This window comes from Magnetococcales bacterium (assembly GCA_015228815.1).
In the GTDB taxonomy this organism is placed as follows: Bacteria; Pseudomonadota; Magnetococcia; order Magnetococcales; family UBA8363; genus UBA8363.
On record JADGCV010000006.1, the window covers coordinates 90747 to 114920 of the forward strand.

At 58.6% G+C, this 24174-nt stretch carries 16 protein-coding genes and 1 pseudogene; 14 read left to right on the plus strand and 3 right to left on the minus strand.

From position 1 onward, the window contains the following. Positions 1 to 243 precede the first annotated feature (243 nt). From HQL76_03910 to HQL76_03955, 10 genes are all read left to right on the plus strand, one after another. Complete coding sequence (locus tag HQL76_03910) at positions 244 to 2139, plus strand: ABC transporter ATP-binding protein (GenBank protein ID MBF0108303.1); 1896 nt, start codon at positions 244 to 246, stop codon at positions 2137 to 2139. Then, a complete protein-coding gene (locus tag HQL76_03915; GenBank protein MBF0108304.1) occupies positions 2136 to 4037 on the plus strand; it encodes an ABC transporter ATP-binding protein in 1902 nt (633 codons plus the stop codon). Before HQL76_03910 ends, HQL76_03915 begins: the two co-directional genes overlap by 4 nt. After that, entirely contained in the window at positions 4003 to 6678 is a 2676-nt protein-coding gene (gene aceE / locus HQL76_03920) for a pyruvate dehydrogenase (acetyl-transferring), homodimeric type (protein ID MBF0108305.1), read from the plus strand. The genes HQL76_03915 and aceE overlap by 35 nt, the downstream gene beginning before the upstream one ends. Before the next feature lie 43 nt (positions 6679 to 6721). Continuing rightward, positions 6722 to 8071 (plus strand): 2-oxo acid dehydrogenase subunit E2, encoded by a 1350-nt coding sequence (locus tag HQL76_03925; protein ID MBF0108306.1) that lies wholly within the window; start codon positions 6722 to 6724, stop codon positions 8069 to 8071. 49 nt (positions 8072 to 8120) lie between these two features. Further along, positions 8121 to 9533 (plus strand): dihydrolipoyl dehydrogenase, encoded by a 1413-nt coding sequence (gene lpdA / locus HQL76_03930; GenBank protein ID MBF0108307.1) that lies wholly within the window; start codon positions 8121 to 8123, stop codon positions 9531 to 9533. Between the two features lie 25 nt (positions 9534 to 9558). Further along, positions 9559 to 9780, plus strand: a complete 222-nt coding sequence (locus HQL76_03935) for a hypothetical protein (protein ID MBF0108308.1) — start codon at positions 9559 to 9561, stop codon at positions 9778 to 9780. A 52-nt stretch (positions 9781 to 9832) separates the two neighbouring features. Then, the gene (locus HQL76_03940) at positions 9833 to 10306 is read left to right on the plus strand and encodes a type II toxin-antitoxin system VapC family toxin (protein MBF0108309.1); all 474 of its coding nucleotides are present in this window, start codon (positions 9833 to 9835) and stop codon (positions 10304 to 10306) included. Between the two features lie 2 nt (positions 10307 to 10308). Beyond that, on the plus strand, positions 10309 to 10503 hold the full coding sequence (locus tag HQL76_03945; GenBank protein ID MBF0108310.1) for a hypothetical protein: 195 nt from the start codon (positions 10309 to 10311) through the stop codon (positions 10501 to 10503). Between the two features lie 380 nt (positions 10504 to 10883). After that, complete coding sequence (locus HQL76_03950) at positions 10884 to 12581, plus strand: 2-isopropylmalate synthase (GenBank protein MBF0108311.1); 1698 nt, start codon at positions 10884 to 10886, stop codon at positions 12579 to 12581. A gap of 162 nt (positions 12582 to 12743) precedes the next feature. Then, complete coding sequence (locus HQL76_03955; GenBank protein ID MBF0108312.1) at positions 12744 to 15902, plus strand: SUMF1/EgtB/PvdO family nonheme iron enzyme; 3159 nt, start codon at positions 12744 to 12746, stop codon at positions 15900 to 15902. Between the two features lie 432 nt (positions 15903 to 16334). Here the strand turns inward: HQL76_03955 and HQL76_03960 are convergent, their stop codons facing one another. Then, the gene (locus tag HQL76_03960) at positions 16335 to 17807 is read right to left on the minus strand and encodes an SUMF1/EgtB/PvdO family nonheme iron enzyme (GenBank protein MBF0108313.1); all 1473 of its coding nucleotides are present in this window, start codon (positions 17805 to 17807) and stop codon (positions 16335 to 16337) included. A gap of 277 nt (positions 17808 to 18084) precedes the next feature. Between HQL76_03960 and HQL76_03965 the strand changes: the two are divergent. After that, a pseudogene (locus HQL76_03965) lies at positions 18085 to 18261 on the plus strand (2-isopropylmalate synthase). A gap of 34 nt (positions 18262 to 18295) precedes the next feature. Beyond that, positions 18296 to 18604, plus strand: coding sequence for a hypothetical protein (locus HQL76_03970; protein MBF0108314.1), 309 nt, complete (start codon positions 18296 to 18298; stop codon positions 18602 to 18604). A 68-nt stretch (positions 18605 to 18672) separates the two neighbouring features. On the opposite strand, the gene HQL76_03975 is transcribed toward HQL76_03970, so the two are convergent. Both HQL76_03975 and HQL76_03980 read right to left on the minus strand, forming a co-directional pair. Beyond that, a complete protein-coding gene (locus HQL76_03975; protein ID MBF0108315.1) occupies positions 18673 to 19308 on the minus strand; it encodes a carboxymuconolactone decarboxylase family protein in 636 nt (211 codons plus the stop codon). A gap of 118 nt (positions 19309 to 19426) precedes the next feature. Further along, positions 19427 to 22111: an Rne/Rng family ribonuclease gene (locus HQL76_03980; protein ID MBF0108316.1), complete on the minus strand. Its 2685-nt coding sequence runs from the start codon at positions 22109 to 22111 to the stop codon at positions 19427 to 19429. A 200-nt stretch (positions 22112 to 22311) separates the two neighbouring features. Here HQL76_03980 and HQL76_03985 point away from each other — a divergent pair, with 200 nt between their 5' ends. Further along, a complete protein-coding gene (locus HQL76_03985; GenBank protein MBF0108317.1) occupies positions 22312 to 23355 on the plus strand; it encodes an RluA family pseudouridine synthase in 1044 nt (347 codons plus the stop codon). Continuing rightward, the gene (locus tag HQL76_03990) at positions 23345 to 24004 is read left to right on the plus strand and encodes an HAD-IA family hydrolase (protein MBF0108318.1); all 660 of its coding nucleotides are present in this window, start codon (positions 23345 to 23347) and stop codon (positions 24002 to 24004) included. Before HQL76_03985 ends, HQL76_03990 begins: the two co-directional genes overlap by 11 nt. The last annotated feature ends 170 nt before the right edge of the window (positions 24005 to 24174 follow it).

Here is a 24174-nt window from a genome sequence, read left to right on the forward strand (position 1 = left end):
TCATGATCGATCGCTCTCGGAAAACCCGTGGGTATTGCAATTTAAACATAATTATTTCATTATCTTATATAAAGCATACGCACACCTTGGGACTGGATTGCCCCATCCTTCGGAAAAAATACGCCCACTGGCATCCCTTGCCAGAAACCCCATTCCAAGTTCATCCTCGCCTATGGATTCCGCAGTGTCGCGCGGAGATGGTGTCAATTCTCTAACATGGATGCCGCGGTCATTGAAAGGAGAATGGCGCATCACGATGGTCACCGTCGCCCCTTTCCAAGGCCCCGTGCCAACCCCTTGACCGACCTCGAAGGCATGACCTGGAACGATAAAACCCAAGAATGGCGTCGCCGGCTGCGCCACGTCCTCCCCCATGCGCACCAGCACCGGGGGGCCTTTGCCGTCGGATTCATTCTTCTGGCGCTGACCAATCTGAGCGCCGCCGCCATCCCCTATCTTCTGAAGCGGACCACCGAAACCCTGACCGCCACACCCGACCCCGGAGCCATCGCCCCGTTTGCCCTGGGCCTGATTGTTCTGGCGCTCTTCAACGCGACCATCCGGGTTCGGGCCAGGACCCATATTTTCGGCATTGGCCGCGCGGTGGAATTTGCGCTGCGGCAACGCTACCATGCCCATCTTCTCGAACTCGATGCCCTCTTTTTCGACAAGGAAAAAACCGGTGACCTTGTCGCCCGCGGCAACAACGACATCACCTCCATCCGCATGTTCATCGGCCCTGGATTTCTCCAGGTTTCCAACACATTCATGGTCTATGCCATCACCCTCCCCGTCATGATCGGCCTCGATCCCTCCCTGACGATCCTGGTGCTCGCCCCCTTTCCCATCGTTCTCGGTGGCGCCAGGATCCTGACACGCCGTCTCTACCGCCTCAGCCGCAAGGTTGCCGACCGTTTCGGGGCATTGTCGGGTTTTGTCCAGGAATCGATCACCGGCATCCCGGTCATCCGTACCCATGCCCGGGAAGAGGACTGGCGCCGCCGTTTCGCCGACGAAACCCGGGAACTCTACGAAGCCAACGTGCATCATACCCGGCTGCAAAGCCTGTTTGCCCCTCTGACCATGCTCAGTGGCGGCATCGGCGCCGTTCTTCTCTTGGGTTTTGGCGGCCAGGAGGTGGCGGCGGGCCGGTTGACGGTCGGAGATTTCGTTGCCTTTTCGGGATACCTGGCCATTTTGATCTGGCCCACGGTCGGTTTCGGCTGGATCCTGACCGTGCTGCAACGGGGATTGGCCGCCCTGGAACGGGTGGGACGGATCCTCGACACCCAACCCTTCCGGACCGACGCGCCTCAAGCCCCTCCCCTCGCGCAACGCCTCGGAGGAGACATCACGGTCAAACACCTGACCTTCGCCTTCGGTAACGGACCACCGGTCCTGAAAGACATCGATCTGTTCATTCCACAGGGTGGATTTTTCGGCCTGGTGGGTCGGATCGGCTCGGGCAAGAGCGCCCTGTTGTCGTGTCTGGCGCGCCTCTATCCTGTCGCCGACGGGTGCATCCGGATTGGCGGACACGACCTGATGTCCCTGGGCGAGGCCGATCTTCGCGCAACCGTGGCCATGACACCGCAGGAAAGTTTTCTCTTCGCCACCTCCCTAAGGGAAAACCTCGATCCGGGAAATCGTGGCTTGTCCGACGATGAACTCCGGGCGGCCCTGAAAATGGTGGCGCTGGAGGATGAAGTGGCCCGGTTTCCCCAGGGCATCGACAGCCTCCTGGGCGAACGGGGGATCACCCTTTCGGGAGGCCAGCGCCAGAGGGTCGCTCTTGCGCGCTCGCTTCTGGCGCACCCGGCGATTCTACTCCTGGACGATGTCTTTTCCAGCGTCGATGCCCGCACCGAGGAACGGATCCTCGAAAACCTCAGGGAATGCGCCAAAACGCAGACCCTCCTCATGGTCTGCCACCGGGTGGCGGCCCTGCACCATGCCGACCGCATCATTCTTCTGGAAGCGGGACGCATCCAGGGGATCGGCAATCATGCCGAACTCATGAAAGCAAACCCCATCTACAGAGACCTGCACCAGAAGATGGAACTCAAGGAAGCCCTGCGGACGATGGCCGATGGATTTCCAGCCCCTGCCGCGCCTTCCATGGAACAGATCATCCCATGACCCCCGCCATCCACCCCGACACCGATGAAACCCGTTATGGCCGCTTCATGGATTGGCGGCTGTTCACCCGTTTCCTCTCCTATGCCGCCCCCTATCGCCGCTGGATCACCGCCGCCCTGATCTTCCTGCCCGCAAACGCCCTGATCCAAATGGCGCAACCCCTGTTGATCCGGCAGGCGGTGGATGATCACCTGACCACGGGAAACATGGATGGATTCGTTGGCCTCATCGCCCTGTTCATCCTTCTGGTCGGCTTGCAGTTTGCCATCGGCTATGTTCAATCCTTCACCAATGCCGCCCTGGGACAGCGCGTGGTCCGAGACATTCGCGACCATCTTTTTTCCCATCTTCTGTCGCTGGAGGCAGCCTGGTTCAACCGCCAGACCAGCGGTCGTCTGACCAACCGCATCGTCAACGACACCGAGGCAGTCAGCCAGATGGTCAGCTCCGGACTGGTCAACCTGATCGGTGATTTTCTGCTTCTTGTGGGAATCGGCGTGTCGATGACGCTGCTGTCACCCGGGCTCTCCCTGGTGACCCTCCTGGCCATGCCGGTCATCGTCGTCGGCACCGTCCTCATCACCCGGAACATGCGCCTTGTTCAGCGCCAGGGCCGCCTCCTCCAGGGACAGATGGCGGGAAGGATGACCGAGGAGGTCGAGGGCGCGGAAGTATTGCGCCTGTTCGCCGGTCAGGAACACCGCCGCCTGCGGTTTGGCCATCTCAACCAGGAACATTTCGATACCGTCCTCAAGAGCAACTTTCTCGAAGCCCTGCAATTCAGTTTCATCGAGGCCGCCTCGACGATCACCATGGCCCTTCTTTTCTGGTATGGGGCCACCCTGGTCGCCCAGGGGGAGACCACCATCGGCACCATCGTCGCCTTCATCGACTATCTGCGCCGCATCTTTTTTCCGATCCGCGATCTTTCGGGAAAATTCACCACCATGCAGGCGGCCATGACCGCCCTGGAACGGATTTTTCATCTGCTGGATACCCCGCCGGCCATCCGTGATCCCGTAGTCCCCTCGCCGCTGCCCCCCTTTCGTGGCGAGATCCGTTTTTCCGATTGCGACTTCAGCTACGGCGACGCCCCGGTCCTGAAAGGAATCCACGGTATCATAAGTCCCGGAGAAAAAGTCGCCATCGTCGGCCCCACGGGATCGGGAAAAACAAGTCTTGTCAAACTGATCAACCGCATCCACGAACCAACCCGGGGAGCGGTCTTCATCGATGGCCTGGAGGTGCGCCGCTATCCCCTGGGAACCCTCAGACGCCTGGTCGGAATGGTGCAGCAGGAAACCTTTCTCTTTGCCGGCACCATTGCCCGGAACATCGGCCTCGACGATCCCGCCATCGGCCCGGAGCAACTCCATGCCGCCGCCGTCCAGTCCGGGGCCATCACCTTCATCGACCGCCTTCCCCAGGGAATGGCCACGATTTTGTCGGAACGTGGTGGCAACCTGTCCGCCGGTGAACGGCAACTCCTGGGGATCACCCGCATGTTTGCCTTCAACCCCGCCATTCTGGTCATGGATGAGGCAACCAGCTCGGTCGATACCATCAGCGAACGAATCATCCAGACCGCCCTGAAACGGCTCCTGGAACATCGAACCGCCCTCATCATCGCCCACCGCCTCGGGACCATACGCCATGTCGATCGCATCCTCGTCCTGGTCCAGGGCCGGATCACGGAAACGGGAACCCATGAGGAACTGATCGCAAAAAATGGGGTCTATGCCCGACTGCATGCATTGCAGTTTCGCGAAGATACCGCCACCATGATGGAGCTCCAATCCGACATTTCCAATCCCGAAGGACAATTCGCTCCGCTACCCAACAACCAACCCAACGGTGACGCCGATGAGCCAACGCAACGACGCTCCCCCTTCGAATGAACTGGAACTCGAAAACCTGGAATGGCGGGAATCATTGGACCATGTATTCCAGCACCAGGGGGCCAACCGGGTTGTAGAACTGCTGCATACCCTCCAGGCCCATGGCAAAATGCTGGGTGTCGAAATCCCGTTTTCCGCCAACACCCCCTTCGTCAATACCATCCCCCCCGAAAAACAACCCCCCTATCCCGGAAACCGCGCCCTGGAACGGCGGATCAAAAGCCTCATCCGCTGGAACGCCATGGCGATGGTCGTGCGCGCCAACCGGGATGAATCGGGAATCGGCGGCCATATTTCCACCTACGCCTCCGCCGCCACCCTCTATGAGGTGGGTTTCAATCATTTTTTTCGCGGCCCCGACCATCCGGGAGGCGGCGACCTTGTTTTTTTCCAGGGGCATTCGACCCCCGGAATCTACGCCCGCGCCTTTCTGGAAAACCGCATCGACGAACAACACCTTGTCAACTTTCGCCGTGAACTCAACCCCATGGGGGGGCTCTCCTCCTATCCCCACCCCTGGCTCATGCCCGACTTCTGGCAAGCTACGACCGTCTCCATGGGGCTGGGGCCGATCATGGCCATCTATCAGGCGCGGTTCATGCGCTATCTGGCGGACCGCAACCTCAAGGACACCTCCGACCGGAAAATATGGGCTTTCCTCGGCGACGGCGAAACCGACGAACCCGAAACCCTGGGCGCCATCAGCCTGGCGGCCCGGGAAAAGCTGGACAACCTGATCTTCGTCATCAACTGCAACCTGCAACGGCTTGACGGTCCCGTCCGCGGCAACGGACAGATCATTCAGGAACTCGAAGCGGACTTTCGCGGCGCGGGATGGAATGTCATCAAAGTCATCTGGGGTTCCGACTGGGATCCCCTCTTCGCCCGCGATCATGACGGACGGCTCATGAAACGGCTCTCCGAACTGGTCGATGGCGACTACCAGAAACTTTCCGCCGAGGGCGGGGCCTTCATCCGCCGTCATGTGTTCGGCGGGCATCCGCAACTGATGGAGATGGTGGCCCATCATTCCGACGAACAACTGGAACGGATGAATCGCGGTGGCCATGATCCCGAAAAAGTCCATGCCGCCTTCAAAGCGGCGGTGGAACATCGGGGACGGCCCTCGGTGGTCCTGGCGATGACCATCAAGGGATATGGGCTGGGTGCGGCGGGAGAAGGGAAAAACATCACCCACTCGCAGAAAAAACTTAATGAAGAGGAACTGCGCGATTTCCGTTCACGCTTCCAGGTCCCCCTGTCGGATCAGGAGGTGGCGGGCATGCCCTTCTACAAACCGCTGCCCGACAGTCAGGAGGTCCGTTATCTTCGGACCCATCGGGAAAAACTGGGCGGATTTCTCCCCTGCCGCCGTCCGATCGACGAATCCCTGCCGCTGCCGCCGGCGTCTCTGTTCGAGGAATTTCGCCCGGGGACCGAGGATCGCAAGATTTCCACCACCATGGCCTTTGTCCGGCTCCTGTCGAAACTGCTCAGGGATCCGGGATTGGGTAAACGGATCACCCCCATCGTCCCCGACGAGGCGCGCACCTTCGGCATGGAAGGATTGTTCCGCCAATGCGGCATCTACTCCCATCCGGGCCAGCTCTACGAACCGGTGGATCATGACAGTCTGCTGTACTACAAGGAAACCCGCGATGGCCAGATTCTTGAGGAAGGGATCACCGAAGCGGGAGGGATGAGTTCCTTCATCGCCGCCGGAACCTCCTATGCCAACCATGGCATCACCATGATTCCCTTTTTCATCTATTATTCCATGTTCGGCTTCCAGAGGATCGGTGATCTGGCCTGGGCCGCCGCCGACATGCGTTCCCGGGGATTTCTCGTCGGCGGCACCGCGGGGCGGACGACACTGGCCGGAGAGGGCTTGCAGCATCAGGATGGCCACAGCCATCTCCTGGCGCTGCCGATCCCCAATCTGGTCGCCTACGATCCCGCCTTCGCCTTCGAACTGGAGGTGATCATCGAGGACGGACTGCGGCGAATGATCGTCGAGCGGGAAGATGTTTATTATTATCTGACGGTCATGAATGAAAACTACCCCCAACCCCCAATGCCCGAGGGGGCCAGGGAAGGAATTCTCTCCGGTCTTTATCTGTTTCGCCCGGCGCCCGATCCGTCGTTTTCGCGCAAGGTGCAACTGTTCGGCAGCGGCGCCATCATCAACGAGGTCCTGGCGGCCCAGGAATTGCTCGCCGAATTCGAGGTCGCCGCCAACGTCTGGAGCGTCACCAGTTACAAGTCGCTCTACCGGGAGGCGATGGCGGTGGATCGTTTCAACCGCCTGCACCCCGAAAGGCCGCTGCAAAAACCCTATCTGACCCGTTGTCTTGAAGGACATTCGGGACCGGTGATCGCCGCGAGCGACTATGTGCGCACCCTTCCCGACATGGTGGCCCAATGGGTCCCGGAAGGGATGATCAGCCTCGGGACCGACGGCTTCGGGCGCAGCGATTCACGACCGGCGCTGCGGGATTTCTTCGAGGTGGATGTCAAGTTCATCACCCAGGCGGCCCTGAGCGCCTTGTGTCGCCGTGGCCAGATCGACGCCACCGTGGTCACGCAGGCACTCCGGCAACTTGGCATCGATCCCGAACGGCCCGATCCGATCACACGATGACGACCATGGCAACCATCCACTGGCACGGCAAGGAGCGGACCCAATGAGTACGGAATTCACACTGCCCAACCTGGGGGAAAACATCTCGGGGGGAGACATCGTTCATGTTCTGGCGACCGCTGGCATGTCGGTCACCGCAGGGACGGTCCTTCTCGAAGTGGAAACCGACAAGGCGGTCGTCGAAGTCCCGGCAAACGAGGATATGATCGTCCAGGAGGTCCGGATCAAACCCGGAGATCACGTCAAGGTCGGACAAGCCCTGTTCATCGTGGAACCGGGAGGAGCGAAAACAGCCGCCCCTCCCGATCTGTCACCCCCTCCCGTAACGGCGCCCCCGACCGCGCCCCCGACCGGCGCGGACCAGACCGACAGGGCACAAACCACAACGGGTGATGCCGCCACCGCCCGGCCCGCCGGAATGGAGGGATCTCCGATGGCGGTTGCGCCCCCCGTCCGTTCGACGGTCCCGGTCGCGGCGGCCCCTTCGGTGCGCCGCGAGGCGCGGGAACTCGGGGTTGACATTCGTCAGGTCAAGGGAACCGGGCCGGGAGGACGGATCGGCATGGCGGATGTCCGGGCCTGGGTGCGGGAACACAACCGCAATCCCGCCGCCGCCGTCTCCCAGGGACCGATCGGGGTGGGTGATGCCCGGGTACCGCTGCACACGCAACTGCCCGACTTTGCCTCGTGGGGCACGATCACCCGGGAAAAGATGAAAAATGTCCGACGCGCCACGGCCATGCACATGGCCGCCACCTGGAACACCGTCCCCCAGGTCACCTGCCATGACAAGGCGGACATCACCCGCCTGGAAGAACTGCGTCACCGGTTTGCCCCCCGGATCGCCAAGGGTGGCGGAAAACTTTCGCTCACGGCCATCGTTTTGAAGGTCGTGGCAACGGCGCTCAAGATGTTTCCCCAGTTCAACGCCTCGGTGGACATGGCCAATGATGAAATCATTTTCAAGCAGTACATCCACCTTGGAGTTGCGGTCGATACCCCGAGGGGACTCATCGTGCCGGTGCTCCGCGACGTGGACCGGAAAAACATCACCCAACTGGCCGCCGCCCTGACCATTCTTTCCGAAACGGCGCGCGCGGGAAAGACGGCGTTGGAGGATATGCGCGGAGGATGCTTTACGGTATCCAATCTTGGCGGAATCGGCGGTATCGGTTTCACCCCCATCGTCAACTATCCCGAGGTGGCGATCCTTGGAATGTCGAAAGGGGTGGTGGAGGCGGTGCAGGTCGCGGGAACATTCGAACCCCGCCTCATGTTGCCATTGTCGCTATCGTTCGATCATCGTCTGATCGATGGCGCGGATGGCGCCCGCTTTTTGCGTTGGATTTGCGAAGCGTTGGAAGAACCGCTCCTTCTGTCCCTTGAAGGATAGAAGCCCGCGACTTAAGTCACGCACCCTGGCAACCGGTTGGGAGAAGGTCATGAATAAACCCGGACATGTCATCGTCATCGGCGGCGGTCCCGGAGGCTATGCCGCCGCGTTTTTGGCCGCCGGTCATGGATTTGAAACCACCCTCGTGGACCTTCAGCCCCATCCTGGAGGGGTGTGTCTCCATTGGGGTTGCATTCCCAGCAAAGCCTTGCTGCACGCTGCCAAAACCATCAGCGAAGCCCGCGAAGCGGCGCATATCGGGATCCGTTTCCAGGAGCCGGAAATCGACCTGGAGATGTTGCGCTCCTGGAAAAACAAGGTGGTCGAACACCTGACCTCGGGATTGGGACAGCAATGTCTGAAGCGCAAGGTCACCTTCATTCAGGGACGGGCGACGTTTTTGTCGTCCGATCGGGTGGCGATCGATCGAGCCGATGGCGAACGAATCGCGTTGACTTTCGACCAGTGCATCCTCGCCACGGGTTCCAAACCGCGATCGCTGCCGGAGTTGGATTGGGAATCACCACGGGTCATGGATTCCACCCGTGCCCTGGAACTCGAAAAAATTCCGGAAACGTTACTCGTCGTGGGCGGTGGCGTCATCGGCCTTGAATTGGGATCGGTGTACGCAACCCTGGGGTCCAGGGTGACCCTGATGGAGATGACCTCGGGATTGCTTCCGGGGGCGGATCGGGATCTGGTTCGTCCCTTGAGCAAGCGGATCGACCGGTGGGCGCAAAAGGTGATGCTCGAAACCCGGATCACCGGGGTTCGGCACGAGGAGCAGGGGATCGACATCACCTTTGCCGACAAGGAGGGCCATTCGTTCAACGACAGGTTCGACCGGGTTTTGGTCAGCGTCGGACGAATTCCCAACTCGGAAGGGTTGGGCCTCGAAAACACCGGTGTCGTATTGGATCGGGGATTTGTCCGTGTGGACCGCGGCCAGAGGACCGACGACCCGCGAATTTCCGCCATTGGCGACCTGACGGGTGGTCCAATGCTGGCCCACAAGGCGTCCCATGAAGCGCGGGTGGCGGTGGCGGTATTGGCGGGAAAAAAAGAAACGTTCGAACCCCGTGGCATTCCCGCCGTTGCCTTTACCGATCCGGAGTTGGCGTGGGTGGGATTGACCGAAACCGAGGCCAAGCGGCAAGGGATCGAAGTGAAATCGGTCCGTTTCCCCTGGGGGGCCTCGGGTAGGGCGCAAACTTTAAGCAGTGCCGATGGACTCACCAAACTGATCGTCGATCCCGAGACGGAACGGATTCTGGGTGTGGGAATCGTGGGAAGTGGGGCGGGAGAATTGATCGCGGAGGGGGTTTTGGCACTCGAAATGGGCGCCACGGCCTATGACCTGGCAGCGACGATCCATCCCCATCCGACGTTGTCGGAAACGGTGATGGAGGCGGCGGACGTTTTTCTCGGCCACTGCACCCATTACTTTGTTCCAAAACGCTGAAGAGTCCACAGGAAAAACAGGCATCATGGACATGATCCAGGAACTTCAATACAAAGTAAGTCGTCTGTTCCCACTCCTTGCACAAGAAGCATTGGATTTCATTGGATACCTGGAACATATCCATCAGCGTGACCAGGGGTCTGTCCTTTTGAAACATGCCCAACAGACATCCATGCGCAAGGTTTGGGATAACCCAATCGATGAGGTATGGAATGACATGTACACCTGGATAAAAAATATAACCTAGGATAATTAACCATAAAACATCCACTTGGTTACCGTCAGGGACCAAACTTTTCATGAACCCCAAGGTCTATCTGGAAACCAGCATCATCAGCTATCTGGCGGCCCGGCCCAGCCGGGACTTGGTGCTTGCCGCCCATCAGCAGATTACCGCCGAATGGTGGGACAAGAGCCGCCGCCACTTCGACCTGTACACGTCCGAACTGATATTCCGGGAGGCAAACGCGGGCGACCCCGGAGCCGCCAAACGTCGGTTGGAATTTTTGGCGGGCCTGCCCAGTCTCAATGTCAATGAAGAGGTCATGACTCTGGCCATCGCACTACTGGATGCTCGGGCTGTTCCTCGACAGGCGGTTGATGACGCCTATCACATCGCCCTGGCTGCCGTGCATAGGATGGATTACCTGCTGACTTGGAATTGCAAGCACATCGCCAATGCCACCATGTGGAGCCGGATTGATGGCATCTGTCGTTCCCAAGGCCATGAACCTCCAGCCATCGCCACCCCCGAACAACTTCAGGAGGAATGACCATGTGGGAAGACCCCATAGTCGCGGAAGTCCGCAAGGTCCGAGAAGAACATGCCGCCCGCTTCAATTATAACCCAGTGGCCATCTACCACGACATCAAGCGCATGGAACAGGAGTCGGGCCGGGAATACGTGGATTTCTCGCGAAAGCCGGACCAGAAAGCAGCAAGACCAGCTGATGGCTGTCAGGTAAGATAACGCAACGATCATCTTTTTGATTGACACACATCCTCTTTTTTTCCTATCCTGCCCCCATGGACACGACTCGCAAACACACCCCGTCGCTGCGACTGCATGGCTCCCTCCCGAGTGCCAACCCCGACCCGTGGGCGAAGGAAGGTTTGCGACAGGACTGAGTTGATCCGCCAAATCTTGAAACCGAAGGCCATGGGTTCCCCCGAATCCATGGCTTTTTTAATTCCCCCTTCCCGACAAAAAAAGCGGAGGAAAATAATGAAAAAAAACCATTTTTTACTGCGACTGACGGGCGGCCGCCTTTGGATGGCGTTGTGGCGCCCAGGCGGCCGGTTCGCTCCCACCATTGTCCTTCAATCGCATACGACAAGGAGTCGATTTCGATGTTGACCCAGGCCCGCCGGAAATACCGCCCCGCCCCGCCCATTCCCATGACGGTCCGCCATTGGCCCGACCGCACCCTTTCCCAACCACCCCAATGGTGCAGCATCGACCTTCGCGATGGCAACCAGGCCCTGGCGATTCCGATGAACCCGGAACGGAAAAGACGTCTGTTCCAGATGCTCATCCGTTTGGGATTTCGTGAAATAGAAGCCGGCTTTCCCGCCGCCTCTCAGGATGAATTCGCCTTCATGCGCACCCTGGTCGATACCACCCCCGAGGAGGTCGCCATCCAGGTATTGACCTCGGCACGCGAGGAACACATACGCCGCACTTTCGCAGCCCTCGAAGGGATGCCCCAGGCAACCGTCCATTTTTATCTTTCCACCTCCCCGGTCCAACGGCGGGTGGTGTTCGGAGTGGATGAAAAAACCCTGATCGCACGGGCCGTCACCGCCGCAACCTTGATCCGGACCCTTGCCGAACGGCAACCGGAGACCCGATGGCACTTTCAATTTTCGCCCGAGAGTTTCTCGGCGACGGAGCCTGAATTTGCCCTTGCCATCTGCGAAGCGGTGGTTGCAGTCTGGGAACCCGACCGCGAACACCGGATTATTCTCAATCTTCCCGCCACGGTCGAAGTCGCGGCACCCAACCGGTTTGCCGACCAGATCGAATGGTTCGACCGCCACCTTGCCCGCCGTGAGGCAGTCATCCTTTCCATTCATCCCCACAACGACCGCGGGTGTGCTGTCGCGGCGGCGGAGTTGGCCCTTTTGGCCGGGGCGGAACGTGTCGAGGGGGCCTTGTTCGGCAATGGGGAACGGACGGGAAACCTTGATCTTGTCACGTTGGCGCTCAATCTTTACAGCCAGGGAATCGATCCCGGACTTGATCTTTCGGACATGGGGCAAATAATCGAATGTTACCGTGAATGCACCGGAATGGAGGTCGCCCCGCGCCACCCCTATGCCGGAGCCATGGTCCATACCGCCTTTTCGGGATCCCATCAGGATGCCATCCGCAAGGGATTGGCCGCCGCGGTCCCGGACGGCCCCTGGGAGGTCCCCTACATTCCCATCGATCCCCGTGACATGGGCTTTGATTTGTCGGGCATCATCCGGGTCAACAGCCAATCGGGAAAGGGGGGAGCGGCCTATCTTCTGGCCCGGGAACGCGGCATCACCCTTCCCCGCTGGCTCGAACCGGAATTCGCCCGTGAAGTGCAACGGGCGACGGAACAAAGCGGTGGTGAATTGTCCGCACCCCAACTCATCGACCTGTTCGACCGGACCATGCGGCATCCACCGCAACACATCCGCCTGGAACACAGCCATCTGTACCAGGAGCCGCAACGGGAGTTGCCCCAGGATTCAGGATACCGGATCGAATTGAAGGTGACGATCGATGGCCAATCCAGAACCCTTTTCGGCCAGGGCAACGGTCCCATCGATGCCGCCTGCCACGCCTTGCCGGGTCCGTGGCACATCCGACAGTATGAGGAACACGCCCTGGGACAAGGGAGCGATGCCCAGGCCATCGCCTTCATCCAGCTCGAACAACATCCCTGCCGCCCCCGGTCCGGCGTGGGAATTCATGAGGACATCATCACCGCCTCCCTGCACGCCTTGATGGCGGCCATCAACCTCTGCCTTGCAGAATGGTCCCCCGCCGACCGTCGAACCTTGTTTTTGGATTGACCTCCGGAAATTCCAGTCTCCCCCCCGTCCGGGATCGGCCCGCCGATCCCGGACCCTTTCACAATCGTTTGAACAACCTCAACAAACTTGCGGCTGTGCGACATCCGATGTATGATTATTTCTACAAAATAACTCATATAAAACATACCCATTAAGGAAACCATGCAACAACTGCCCCCCGCCATTCCCATTGTCTTGGTTGATATTGAAAATTTCAGTCAATGGAACCAGGACGAGCAGGCCAAAATCATTGACCGTTTACAGACAGGACTCAGGGAAAGCCTGAAACCCTTGATCGGGTACGCCAACCCCGACACGATCATCAACCGCCACGGCGCTGGGGACGGTTATTATTTGTTTCTTCAAAGTTTTTCAACCCCGGTTGCCATGCGGGTAGCCTTGAATCTGGAAAACTTTCTGCTCCAAGACAACCAGAAGCATCCCCGCTATCCCCTGCGCCTGCGGGTGGTATTGACTTTGGGAAGTGTCGGACTCAAGGGGGACCAATATCTGGGAGAGGCGTTGACCGAGGCGGCACGGCTCATCGATCATGATTGGATCAGGAAGATATTGAAAACCCGCAAGGAAAGTCCCGTTGTCCTGGCAACCTCGAACTTTTTTTGGGACGATTGGCATCCTCATCCCCAGCGCACCGCTCCAGAGTTGACCTTTCCAGAAGAGCGCCCCTGGATCGCGGTTGAATTATCCGTCAAACATGGCCGCCTCATCGGTGCCCATGTGCAGGTCGAGCCAACAACCTTTTTTCCAATCGCCCAACAACAAACCATTCAGGAAAAACCGGTAGAAACCTCTGCCTGCGATCTGACCCCCTGGCTCAAATCACTGCATGACGAAACCCGGTATCTCACAATCAGCGGCATCGGCTCCGGCGGAGGCCGGGGCAAAACAGCCAATCTTTACCCGATTGAAGATCTTTATACGGTCATCAAGTGCCATGACATAGTCATCAACGCACGGCAATCAACGATGGAACGGATGGGGGGGCAAGAGACGCGCGGTAAAAAGGTCAACCTGGCGGAACTGTTGCCACGACACAAAAGATTGTTGATCGAGGGACAGCCGGGATCGGGGAAGACCACGTTTTTAAAACTGACCGCCGCCATGCTCGCCAGGGATATTCTGGGAAATGAACCCTGCCCGGGCGGAGGGACCTGGCGCAAACGCCATCTGGGCCTGGATGACCGCTTGGAATCGCCGATTCCGTTGTTTTTGCGGCTTTCGGAACTGGCCAGGCTATTGTCCGACAGGCCCCCCCCAAAAATGGCGGACGACCGTTTTCGGCTGTTGGATCTTCTCCAGACCACCCGGGACGCGGGCCGGGAGGCAACATGGCGGGACTATTGGCAAACCTTGCTGGAAGAAGGCCGGGTCCTGCTGCTGTTGGATGGACTGGATGAAGTCGCGGATGATCGCTTGCGTGAGCGGGTGTTCGCCATTTTTCAAAGTGCGGTAACCCACTGGAAAAAAAATACCATCATTGTCAGCAGCCGTCCCATTGAAGCGGAGCGGTTGGAACAGATGGGATTTCAACGGACGGTGATCGAACCTTTTGGCATCGCTCAAACACAGGAGTTTATCGACCATTGGTCGGCAGCCCTGTATGGCCAAGCCATCGGCGTCCCTGGCGGTGCGGCGGAACAACATGCCGAAATCCTGGTTCAGGCCATTCTCGCCAAACATTCCATCCGCAAGTTGGCGGCCAATCCGGTCATGTTGACCTGTTTGTGCGTGGTTCATTGGAACGAAGGCCAATTGCCCGAAGGAAGGGCGCGGGTCTACAGGGCGGTGATCCGCTGGTTGTTGGGCGCCAAGGATGAGGTGCGCGCCGACTTCAACAGGAATGAACAAGAACGCTATACCACCCGGTTCGCCCATGAATCTTTTGCCGCCATTGCCCTGGCCATGATGGGCGGTCGTCAAGGGAGGAAAAAAGCCATTTTCGACCTTGAGGAGGCCGCCAAGGCTGTAATGCCCCTTCATGAACGTCATTTTCCGGACGTCACTACGGACCGGCTTGTTTCAATACGAAAATGGATCCAATTCGAGTGCATTTACAGCGGCATTCTGGAAGAGATGGGGCGGAACCGCCTCCGATTTTGGCATTTGACCTTTCAAGAGTATCTGGCGGCGCAAAACTTGGCGTGGATGAGCGATGACAAGGAGAGCGGATGGTGGCCTCTTGTCGAAGGCCGTTTGGAAGACCCCCATTGGCGGGAAACGATCGATCTGTTTCCCGGCGTTCTTTTCGATGAGGGTGGTAGCCAGCGCCCGGATGAATTATTGACACGGGTAGTAGCCAAATGGCGTACCTCCACTTGGTCCGATCCATTTCTGAAACTGGTCCCGGGCAAAAGACACAACAACGGCTTGGCGGAGGCCGCTCACAAGGCTGGCCTCCTGGTGCGAATCCTGGAGCCGATGAAGGTATATCAATACCAACCCAGCCCCGAGATCCAGAAAGAATACCGGCAGGTGCGCAACCAAGCCCTGAACCTTTTCACCCTGGAAGGTGCGGCCAAGGTGCCGATCAAGGTACGCCTGGCAGCGGCGGAAGCGTTGGGCCAGGGGGGCGACCCGCGCCTGACCGAGGACAAGTGGCGAGAAAATCTTATCAAAGTGCCTGGAACCGACATTTGCCTGGGGAAATACCCGGTGACAGTGCAGGAATACCAACGCTTTGTCGAAGATGGTGGCTACGACAACCCCGATTATTGGCAGGAGGATCACGCCTGGACCTTTCGGCAAGCGCATGACTGGAAGGAACCAGATCAATGGGCACAACAATTGGACCATGGCAATCGCCCCGTCGTGAGGGTCTCCTGGTATGAAGCCAGAGCTTATTGTCTTTGGCTGACCCGGCAAAAGTCGGACGTAACAAGGGATATCCGTTTTTTCCTCCCCAATGAAGATGATTGGGAGAGGGCGGCCACCCCCACCCATGGTGATTACCCCTGGGGCACGGAAAACCCGACACCGGAATTGGCCAATTATAGCGACGGCAAGATCGGCGCCCCCACCCCGGTGGGACTCTACCCCGCAGGCAACAGTTCCCTGGGCCATTGCGACTTGGCCGGCAACGTCTGGGAGTGGTGCTCCACTCCTGGATCGAAGAAAGACGCTATCGAGGAAGATGCAGTGAAATACGGACCACCGAAGGTAGTTCGGGGCGGGTCCTGGGGCTTCCCAGCTTCCGACCTCCAGGTCGGCGGCAGAGGCGGTCGCATCGACGGTCGTGCGGGCTACCGCGGCGCCGGTCTGGGCTTTCGCCTCGCCGCCCCCGCCAGCACGCTTGATCCTTGATTTTTTGGGTTTTGGTCCTTGATGGGGTCCAGGGGGCGATGATGACTTTGTCACTTTGAACCGCTTCCTTTCCGAAGCGGCCATCGTTCTTGGCAAATCCCCCCGGCAGTTGGGCTACCGGATCAAGAACGGCGCACTTTGAGCGCACAAAAACAAGGGCTTCTGGGTCATCGTCAACACCGACCTGCCCCTTTTCGAAGTTTGGAAACACGATACCCTTTTGCCCGCCCCCGGATTTCGAATTCCAAAAAAGTAGGCTGTCCCCGAACTCCAAAGTGACATTTTGTCAGTTTGTCACTGTCACATGGACATCATGACCGTTATTAGTGACAAAGATGGACCAATAACGACCATTTTTGTCACTTTAAACGACAAGAATGGTCGTTCTATTGTCATTTCACGCAACCATTGGGCTGCGACCCATGGACCCCATCAAGGATTAAGCGTGCTGGCGGGGGCGGCAAGGCGAAAGCCCAGACTGACGCCGCAGCCGCCCGCAGGAGCGTCGCCGCGGAAGCCGACCCGGAGGTAGGAAGCCGGGCGGAACCAAGACCCGCCCCTGATAGAGCGAACATCTGCATTGCCACGCTTGACCACGGGGTCCTTGACCATCGTTCCATCGGCCCGTTTTTTATACACCTGATTATCCCAGACATCCCGGCACCATTCCCAAACATTTCCTGCCAAGTCCAAATGGCCGAAGGGACCTGCGCCCGCCGGATACCGTCCGACCAAGGCTGGTTTTCCATTGCCGTAGTCCAAACCAAAACAGGCCAATTCCTTCGTGGGGTCGTCGTCTCCCCAGGGATGGCGGCATCCCTCCGGTCCCCGAGCGGCATACTCCCATTGCGCTTCCGAAGGGAGAAAGAATTCCTTTCCGGACTTTTTGGAAAGCCACTCACAAAAAGCGACGGCATCTTGCCAAGCCACACCGACAACCGGCTGCTGCGGATCGGAATATTTTTGATCGCGCCAATAGAACGGTTCCCTATATTTCGTCTCCAGGATGAAAATCCCATAGTGCTGGTTCGTCACCGGCGTTTCCGCCAGCCCAAAAGGTGAAAGTTCCACCCGATGTTCCGGTTTTTCAAAATCCCTTCCCTGGTTGTCTCCCATCGTAAAGATTCCCCCCGGCACCGGAAGCAATCGCAGCCCCGGCAGGGGTTCAAGAATTTTTTGTTTTGTGGTTTTTACCTTTCTGGTTTTAGGAGTCCCTGCTTTGCTGTCGATGACATAAATTCTCTCTGGGACGCCTGCGGCTACAGAATTTTTTTCCGAAACGCCCGACATCGCTTCTTTGCCTAAGGTCTTCCCGGCTTCGGTTCCCGGCGCCAAAGGTAAGGAACGCCTTTCGGCGATCAATTCGCGGATCCGGTTCGACAAATTGAGAAAAACCTCTTGTTTCCCAATTTCATTCATGTGTCCCAGTGTTCGTGTTGGTGAAGCAAACCCTTGAATCTTGGTCAATATTTTTGTTTTATCATTGACTGCGACCTGAGAAGGGCTCACAAAGACAGGAAGAAGGGTCAGCTTTTTTTTCTCGAAAGCTCTCAATAGCCACGGCAATTCCGTCTCAGCGACAAATTTGGAAGCAAGAAAGGGCTGAGAGATAAAAAGCACCGCCACGGAAGCTTCCTCCATGGCCGCAACAATTTCTTTTTCCCAAACCGCTCCCTCTGTGATCTTCCCGTCATACCAACACTGAACCCCCTCTTCCCCCTTCAACGTCTCAATATACGGCCAAAAAAGTTCCAAACAGCTGACGTCTTTATGACTGTAACTGATGAAGACCGCAGGTTTTGACACGCTTCTGGCACCCAAAGACATCATCCTTTCAATAACCAGTCGTAGAATCCTGTCGGCTCTAACATCAATACCAAGAAGGTTCAAAAGGCCAACGATCATCCACTCCGTGACTTAATGGTGTTACGAGTCCTTTAATTTCAAGCCCGCCATTATTACCATGATTTGGATTCGAATTCCACCTCGTTGGCCCAAGCGGCGCCGTCTCCCGACTGGACGTCAATCAGGCATGATCATTTCACCACCATCCCCCTCAGCCTGAGAAACAGTTTGTCGATATATCTGTCCCGGTCATCCGTCATGAACAACACATGCCGCTCCTCAAGATCGTCCTGGAAGTTGTCCCAGTTCAGTTGCGGATACCTCGTCCAGGGACTGCGGATGTGCTGTCGCGGCGGCGGAGTTGGCCCTTTTGGCCGGGGCGGAACGTGTCGAGGGGGTCTTGTTCGGCAACGGGGAACGGACGGGAAACCTTGATCTTGTCACACTGGCGCTCAATCTTTACAGCCAGGGAATCGATCCAGGACCCGATCTTTCGGACATGGGGCAGATGACAGGAGTTTCCCCAGGATTCAGGATACCGGATCACATTGAAGGTGACGATCAATGGCCAACCCAGAACCCTTTTCGGCCAGGGCAACGGTCCCATCGATGCCGCCTGCCACGCATTGCCGGGTCCGTGGCGCATCCGACAGTATGAAGAACACGCCCTGGGACAAGGGAGCGATGCCCAGGCCATCGCCTTCATCCAGCTCGAACAACATCCCTGCCGCCCCCGGTCCGGCGTGGGAATTCATGAGGACATCATCACCGCCTCCCTGCACGCCTTGATGGCGGCCATCAACCGCTGCCTTGCAGAATGGTCCCCCGCCGACCGTCGAACCTTGTTTTTGGATTGACCTCCGGAAATTCCAGTCTCCCCCCCGTCCGGGATCGGCCCGCCGATCCCGGCCCCTTCCACAATCGTTCATGCTTCCCGGATCAAACGCCCCCCCTCGATCCGGACCTTGCATTCGATCAATCCCGGTTTGCCCTCGGGGTCGGGACCCAGGCAGCGGCCCGACGCCAGATCGAAGATCCAGTTGTGCATCCGACATTCGACACGATCGCCATGATCGACGCCTTTGCACAAGGTCGTCTTGGAATGCGGGCAGCGGCTCAGATAGACCTTCGCCGTTTCCGGACCGGTACGGAATACGATCAGATCGCCGTCCGGCTTGTGGACACACGCCATTTTGTTCAGAGGAAAAGAGGCCATCGTCCCAAGGACGTTATCTCCGACCACCTTCTCTTCACCCGGTGCCTCGGGAAGAAGATCCAGATCCCGCAATACTTCAATGGCATCAAGCAGTTTGTTCAGCCCCGAGGCGGGGAAGGCCATCATCACCGCATCAAGGATTTCCTCCTTGCTGGCCCCCGCCTTCAACGCCTTGGGGGCGTATTGCCGCAACCCCCGTTCCGTCCCCACCGCCACCTTGGTCACGATCTGGATCAAGAACCTGGTTTTATCATCCAACGCCTTGACACTGTGTTTGTAAAAACCAAGCAAATTCGTCGCCGCTTCGGGACGGACAGCCCCCAGATACCTTAATGCCTTCGACACGATCATCTCCTTTCAGAATGCAATCAACCGATTTGAAACGTTTGCAGAAACATGGAAAGCAGCCTAAGCCACGAATACGACATGAAAATGGCCCGTCCAGGATTCAGACCCCGGATGTTCACGTCGTACCAACCGAGTCATCGCCCGACGTGACAGAACGCTCTTCCTCCCGACCAGCGCCATTCCCTTCCCGGGATGGAACCGTCGCGGAGGACGGTCGATCATCTTCCCCATCCCCCTCCCTGCGTTCCTCGATTCCTTCGCGAGAACCATTGCCGGTCACCGGTTTACCCCGACCGCGCCCCCGCCCCCGTCCGCCACGACGCGAACGTTTGCGCTTGGCCGCGGCATCGGTCCGGGCCGGATTGGCCATGTCCGATTCATGGGCATGGGGTCCCAGATCCCGATCCTGAAGGTCTTCTTCCTCGTCCTCTTCCGGCAATGGACTCGAAGCCCTCTCCGTAGTGCCGGGAGTCACCTCGTGCAAGGTATAAAGCCCTGGAAAACGCATGGCCAACGCCTCGACATGGCGCATGTCCTGAATCTGTTTTTCTTGTGGCCGCTCCCTGGATTGCGGTCCGGAAACGACCTCCTCTTCCCGTTGCCCCGTGGCATCATCCTCCACTTCAGAGCGACTCGACGCATCCGGAAAACGGGACGGGGCAGAACCCAAACCCGCATCCTGCACGAGGGAACCGGTCTCGCTGCCCCCCTGATTCTTCTTGCGCCGCCGTTTGCGCCGGCGCTTTTTCTTCGCCCCCTCTCCGGTGTCGCTGGCGACCGCGGTCCCAGAATCACGGGCAACGACAACAGGATCGGCCTTCTTCTCCACATCCAGGGCATCCTCCACGACCGGCGGCGATTTCACCTTCTCATCCCGCGTTCGCTCCCGCTCCTTTTTCGATTTTTCGACATGGCTGGTATTGAATTCGGGCGGTTGGAGACGAAGATCGGCATGAATGTTGATGCTCACCTGGTTGGACTCCTCCAACCGCACCAACGGCGACCGCTTGTGGTTGAACAGGTAGTTCATCACCTCGGACGAAACATGGTAATTGTAAACCTGATATTTCCCCTGGGCCACCTCCTCCTCGATGCAACGGTAGGTATACACCGCCGCCGACTCCACCGAACGGATCGTCCCCAACCCCTTGCACCGGGGACATTCCATCCGATTGGTCTCGCTGAAGGTCGGTCGCAGACGCTGCCGCGATAATTCCAACAACCCAAACTGGGAAATGCGACCAATCTGAACCTTGGCCCGGTCGCTTTTGAACGCCTCCTTGACCCGTTTTTCCACTTCCTGGATGTGCTTGCGATCCTCCATGTCGATGAAGTCGATGACCACCAACCCCCCCAGGTCCCTCAGGCGCAATTGCCGCGCAATTTCATCGACAGCCTGAAGATTGGTCTTGAAGGCCGTCGATTCCACATCCTTTTCCCGTGTGGAACGGCCCGAATTGATGTCGATGGTGACCAACGCCTCGGTGGGATCGATGACCAGATAACTCCCCGCCTTCAACTGGACCACCCGATCGTGCATGGTCTCGATCTGACTTTCCACCTGGAAGCGGGCAAACAGGGGAATGCTCTCGCGATAGGGTTGCACCACCTTGACATAGCGGGGCATCAATAAACGCATGAAATCCTTCCCCAGACGATACCCCTCCTGCCCCTCGATGAGGATTTCCTCCATGTCGGTGGTATACAGATCGCGGATGGTCCGGATGATCAGGTCTCCCTCCTGGTGAATGAGACAGGGGGCCTTGCGGGTCCGGGTCCCTTCGAGGATCATCTTCCACAGTCGCATCAGATAACTGATGTCGCGGCTGAACTCCCGTTTGTTGCGCTGTACGCCGGCGGTACGGATGATCAGGCTCATTTCGGGAGAAATGGGCAGGGTGTTGAGGATTCCCTTGAGGTTCTTGCGTTCGGCAGGGTCGGTGATCTTGCGCGAGATCCCCCCTCCGCCAGGATTCTCGGGAAGAAGGACCGTGTAGCGACCCGCCAGCGAAAGATTGGTCGTCAGGGTAGCCCCCTTGTTGCCGCGGGACTCCTTCACAACCTGGACCAGGACCGTCTGGTTGCGATGCAATATCTTCTGAATCGGTGGCGGGCGGCGCCGATGCTGCCGGCGAATTTCCTCAAGCGGCGGACGGTCCTCCTCTTCGTCCCGCTCCGATTCGGATTCCAGTTCGGAAACATCCCCCTCCGGGTCGTCCTGACCGGTGGCATGTCCAACATCGGCAGCCGCGTCCTCGTCGCCGGAATCGTCTTCCTCCTCCAGCGCTTCCTCCGACTCCGCTTCCAATCCGTCATCCTGTTCCCGACCCGAGGCGGAGGCCTCGGAAAAATCCATGACATCAAGGGAGGATTCGGCGGAAGATTCGGCGCCGTCCCCGGGAGAGGAAGGGTCCACCGCTTCCGTTTCCCGGCGGGCCTCATCGACGGAAAAATCGATCGATTCGTCGCCATCCGCCGCATCCGCCGCCACGGCGGCCTGGAGCGCCGATGTGGCGGACGCTTCCCGCGCCGCGGCGCCGGCGCCGGTCAATCCTCCAGGGGTGAAATATTTCGGATGGATGTCGTTGACGGAAAGAAAACCTTGACGTCCACCATGAAATTCGATGAATGCTGCCTGAAGCGATGGTTCCACCCGGGAAACCCGCCCCAGATAGATGTTGCCCTTGATCTGCTCCTTGTTGGCGGTTTCGATATCGAGATCCACGAGTCGGTTGTCCTGAACAATGGCAACCCGGATTTCTTCAGGATGGGTGGCATCCACCAGCATGCGTCTGGTCATTCGTCTGTGTTCCTTTGTTCGCGTGTGGCCGTGCCGCCACGGGCCGGAGACGAAAATGCCCCGGCGGGCGGTACGGCAAGGTTCGAATATGAAAAGGTTTCAAAATGGAGAAAAAAAAAGGGAATCCGTGCGGAGGCGCCAGCGGTGCATTCGTGCTTTTGAGGTGATCTTTCATGCGGGCATTATAGAAAGGGTTTGCGATGAAAGCAAATGCGGTGAACCCCCAGGGGAAAAAAACCGGGGTTTCGGTGGTCGAAGTCGATGCACTCCATGCCGGGATGCGGCTTGACCGATTCCTCAAACGCCACTTTCCCGATCTTCCCGCCGGTTTGATCCACAAGTTGCTGCGTACCGGACAGGTACGCCTGGATGGCTGTCGCGTCAAGGGAGATGAACGGCTGGTCACCGGAGGAAAGGTGCGAATTCCTCCCCTGAATGTTTCACATCCCACCCCTCGCGAAACCACGCCCACCCCTCCCGCCGCCATGCTCAAGGCCCTTGAAGGAAGCGTCCTCCTGGAAGGGGAAGGGTTCATCGTCATCAACAAACCGCCCGGATGGCCGGTTCATGGCGGAACGGGACAAACCTCGGGGTTGATCGATGGTTTGCGCCATCTGTGGAAAGATTCTCCCCACCACCCCGAGTTGTGCCACCGTCTGGACCGCGACACCTCGGGCTGCCTGCTCCTGGCCACCGACCGCCAGGCCGCCAGCGTCCTGACCTCGGCCTTTCGCGATGGCGCGGTGGAAAAAAACTATCTGGCCCTGGTCCGGGGATGTCCCGACCCCGCCGAAGGGGTGATCGAATCCTCCCTGGCCAAGGGGGTGATCCGATCCGGGGAACGAATGGTGGTCACCGACGATTCGGGACGGACGGCCCGGACCCGATACCGGACCAGCGAACGTTTCACAATCGCCTCGTTGCTCGAAATATCCCTGGAGACGGGACGGACCCATCAGGTTCGGGCCCACCTGACCTCCCTGGGACATCCCCTGGCGGGCGACGGCAAGTATGGACAACGCGACTTCAATCGCGTCATGAAATCCCTGGGTCTGACGCGAATGTTTCTCCACGCCAGGAGCCTCTCCTTTCCCCATCCCCGCTCCCGCGTCCCTGTCCGGGTCACGGCCCCCCTCGATCCCCATCTGGTCCGGTTGATCGACAGCCTGCGCCAGGAAAACAAACCACGCCCGTCGCCATCGTCACCGCCGGCCAAACCATCGGGGTCGCCTCATGAACGTTGATCTGGTCATCTTCGATTGCGACGGCACCCTGACCGACAGCCTCGATGCCATCTGGCAGGGAGTCAATCGGGCCATGGCGGCCCAAGGACTCTCTCGACGCTTCTCCCCGAAAGAGGTCGCAGCCATCGTCGGACTCTCCCTCGAACAGGCCTTCGCCCAGTTGTTGCCCGGGACCCCAGGCACGGTCTCACAGGCGCTGGGCCAGCGCTACAGGGAGCAATTCCGCCGCATGATCGGTGAAGGAATGCCCGAATCACCCCTCTTCCCCGGAGTCGTGGACACCCTGACCCGACTCCATGAAGCGGGCATGGTCCTGGGCATCGCCACCGGAAAATCGATGGCCGGTCTCGAACGGACACTCCAAAACCACAATCTGAAACATTATTTCACCTTTTTCCAAACCGCCGATTCCGCCCCGAGCAAACCCCATCCCGCCATGATCACCCGGATCCTCGCCGAAAGCGGGCTTGCCGCGTCCCGGACCCTCATGGTCGGAGATACCGATTTCGACATGCTCATGGGACATGGCGCCGGCGTGGCGACTTGCGCCGTCACCTACGGTTGTCACGACCGCCCCCGCCTGACCATGGCCCGGCCCGATTTTTTCATCGACCGGATGCCGGAGCTGCCACCGCTTCTGGGAATTTAAGAAGGGAAAACGTCCAGGGAATTCCATGACGCATCCGGGGCATTGCCCCGGACCCGGCCACGAGGATCATCTCCATGGACCGGCAATAATTTTATTTTGGCAAAGAGTGTCTGTCAAAGGTGGAGAAAATCCACGGTTCATGGCAGGATTCGTCTTGCGACTTTGGCATG